At 31.6% G+C, this 2,156-nt stretch carries 3 protein-coding genes; 1 reads left to right on the top strand and 2 read right to left on the bottom strand.

Annotated features, from left to right (window positions below):
- Window positions 1-18 precede the first annotated feature (18 nt).
- Both ACFOZZ_RS04065 and ACFOZZ_RS04060 read right to left on the bottom strand, forming a co-directional pair.
- Window positions 19-195, bottom strand: coding sequence for a hypothetical protein (locus ACFOZZ_RS04065; RefSeq protein ID WP_376814776.1), 177 nt, complete (start codon window positions 193-195; stop codon window positions 19-21).
- Window positions 192-512, bottom strand: a complete 321-nt coding sequence (locus ACFOZZ_RS04060; protein ID WP_376814775.1) for a PadR family transcriptional regulator — start codon at window positions 510-512, stop codon at window positions 192-194. Before ACFOZZ_RS04060 ends, ACFOZZ_RS04065 begins: the two co-directional genes overlap by 4 nt.
- A gap of 145 nt (window positions 513-657) precedes the next feature.
- On the opposite strand from ACFOZZ_RS04060, the gene ACFOZZ_RS04055 reads away from it, so the two are divergent.
- A complete protein-coding gene (locus ACFOZZ_RS04055; RefSeq protein ID WP_376814774.1) occupies window positions 658-2,070 on the top strand; it encodes a polysaccharide deacetylase family protein in 1,413 nt (470 codons plus the stop codon).
- The last annotated feature ends 86 nt before the right edge of the window (window positions 2,071-2,156 follow it).

Here is a 2,156-nt window from a genome sequence, read left to right as displayed (position 1 = left end):
TTCCACCTGTTTATTAATTTAATTTGCGGTTTTATTACTTTTTATTATGGGTAGAGTTTGCGGTTTAACAATAAGTATATCATTCGCATAGAATCCTGGGTAATGTCTCTCTTGTGCATATTGATATGCCTTCTCATAGAATGCCTGATAGTCTTCGGTTAATTGATTTCTTAATGTGTTATATTGTGCAATCATTCTTTATCCTCCAAAACCTTTTCTACAATACCCGTTATCTTATAATATGAGTGTTTAAACTCTCTCAAATGGACTAATCCTTCATCCGTAATCTTATAGTATTTTCTATATGGTCCAGCTTTTGATTTCACCTGTCTGCATGATAAATATCCCTTCTTAGACAAACGTGTTAATATCGGATAGAATGTTCCTTCTCCTACATTCTCAAAGCCATACTTCTCTAGTTCTACTAATAGTTCATAACCATATATTTCCTTATGACTAATAAGAGTAAGAATACATCCTTCCAACATTCCTTTTATCAATTGTGTATCCATTATGTCACCTACTTTGTTATATAAAGTGAAGAAATAATATGTAATTAAAAAAAGTTCTTAATTGTTTCTTAATTTACACACAAATTACACATATTAGATATATAATACAAAATTGTTGAAGATATAAAGTTGAGGGAGAATAGAAATGAAAAAACGTCATTTAAGAAAGAGGGCATATGTCCTATTAGGCTGTATTGTCGTTTTAGTGCTTGGTATCGGCATTTATTTCATGACACGTCCAGCTGTTAGCTTTAATGAAAGTACACAGGATATTGAAATCAATAGTACTTACAATCCTATGTCTTTTCTTAAAAAAGTAAGAGGTAATAAGAGTGATGTGACTGTAGATAATTCTAAAGTTAACGTCAAAAAACTTGGAAAGTATAAGATTACTTATACACTAAACAAGAAGAACTATGTATTAAATGTAGAAGTTGTAGATACTAAGAAGCCTACATTTAAAGTGGTGAATAAAGCAGTAGAAGTAGGTACTAAAGTTAAAGCAAGTGAATTTGTGACTGATATTAAAGATGAAACAAAGACTAAGACTTACTTTAAGAAAGATGTATCTTTTGATAAAGAAGGTACACAAAAGGTTACTGTTGTTGTAGAAGATCAGGGTGGTAATAAGACTGAAAAAGAAGTCAATGTGAAAGCAGTAAAGGATACTAAAGCACCATTACTTGCAGGTCTTCAGAATTATGATACGACTGTAGGTTCTAATATTGATTTCATGAAAGGTATTACTGTAGAAGATGATTTTGATAAGAATCCTAAGGTATCTGTAGATAGCAGCAAAGTAGATTTTGGAAAAGCAGGTACTTATAAAGTCATCTATACAACTAAAGATAAGTCTGGTAATAAAAGAAAGTATACACAGACTGTTATTGTAAATAATCCACGTCCTTCAAATGCAGTTGCACCAAGTGGTGAAAAGGTTGTTTATCTTACATTTGATGATGGACCTTCTCAGAATACTCAGCGTGTATTAGATATTCTTGATAGATATCATGCGAAAGCGACATTCTTTGTAACTGGTAATGGTCAGAAATATAATTACTTAATTCAGGAAGCACATAAAAGAGGCAATACTATAGCACTTCATACTTATTGTCATGATTATCGTACTGTTTATTCTTCTACTGATGCTTACTTTAATGATTTAAATAAAGTAGGTAATATGGTTAAGGGTCTTATTGGATTTACTCCTCGTTATATTAGATTCCCTGGAGGAAGTTCTAATACAGTTTCTAGACATTATTCTGCAGGTATTATGAGTCGTCTTACTAGAATGGTACAGGAAAAAGGTTATCAGTATTATGACTGGAATGTCAGCAGTGGAGATGCATCAGGTAATAATGTGCCTACTGCAAGACTTATTGCGAATGCGACAGCTTCTCGTAATAATCAGATTATGATATTATTCCATGATACAGCTGCAAAGAATACAACTGTAGAAGCATTACCTAAAGTTATTGAACATTATCAGAGCCTTGGTTATACATTCAAGGGTATTGATGATACAACATTTACACCTCATCAAAGAGTATTAAACTAAAGCCTCATTCGAGGCTTTTTCGTATTATAGAACTAGAAGTTAATCAAGTAATAATTCTAGTTTTTTATTTTATCTAGAAGTGATAT

Origin of the sequence: Catenibacterium sp. GCM10023432 (assembly GCF_042651925.1) — a bacterium.
In the GTDB taxonomy this organism is placed as follows: Bacteria; Bacillota_I; Bacilli_A; order Erysipelotrichales; family Coprobacillaceae; genus Catenibacterium; species Catenibacterium mitsuoka.
This window is presented reverse-complemented; position numbering and strand designations above follow the sequence as displayed.

Bases quoted from the DNA above. Each gene is read 5' to 3' on its own strand.
- ACFOZZ_RS04060 (WP_376814775.1), bottom strand. From the start codon at position 512: ATGGATACACAATTGATAAAAGGAATGTTGGAAGGATGTATTCTTACT.
- ACFOZZ_RS04065 (WP_376814776.1), bottom strand. From the start codon at position 195: ATGATTGCACAATATAACACATTAAGAAATCAATTAACCGAAGACTAT.
- ACFOZZ_RS04055 (WP_376814774.1), top strand. From the start codon at position 658: ATGAAAAAACGTCATTTAAGAAAGAGGGCATATGTCCTATTAGGCTGT.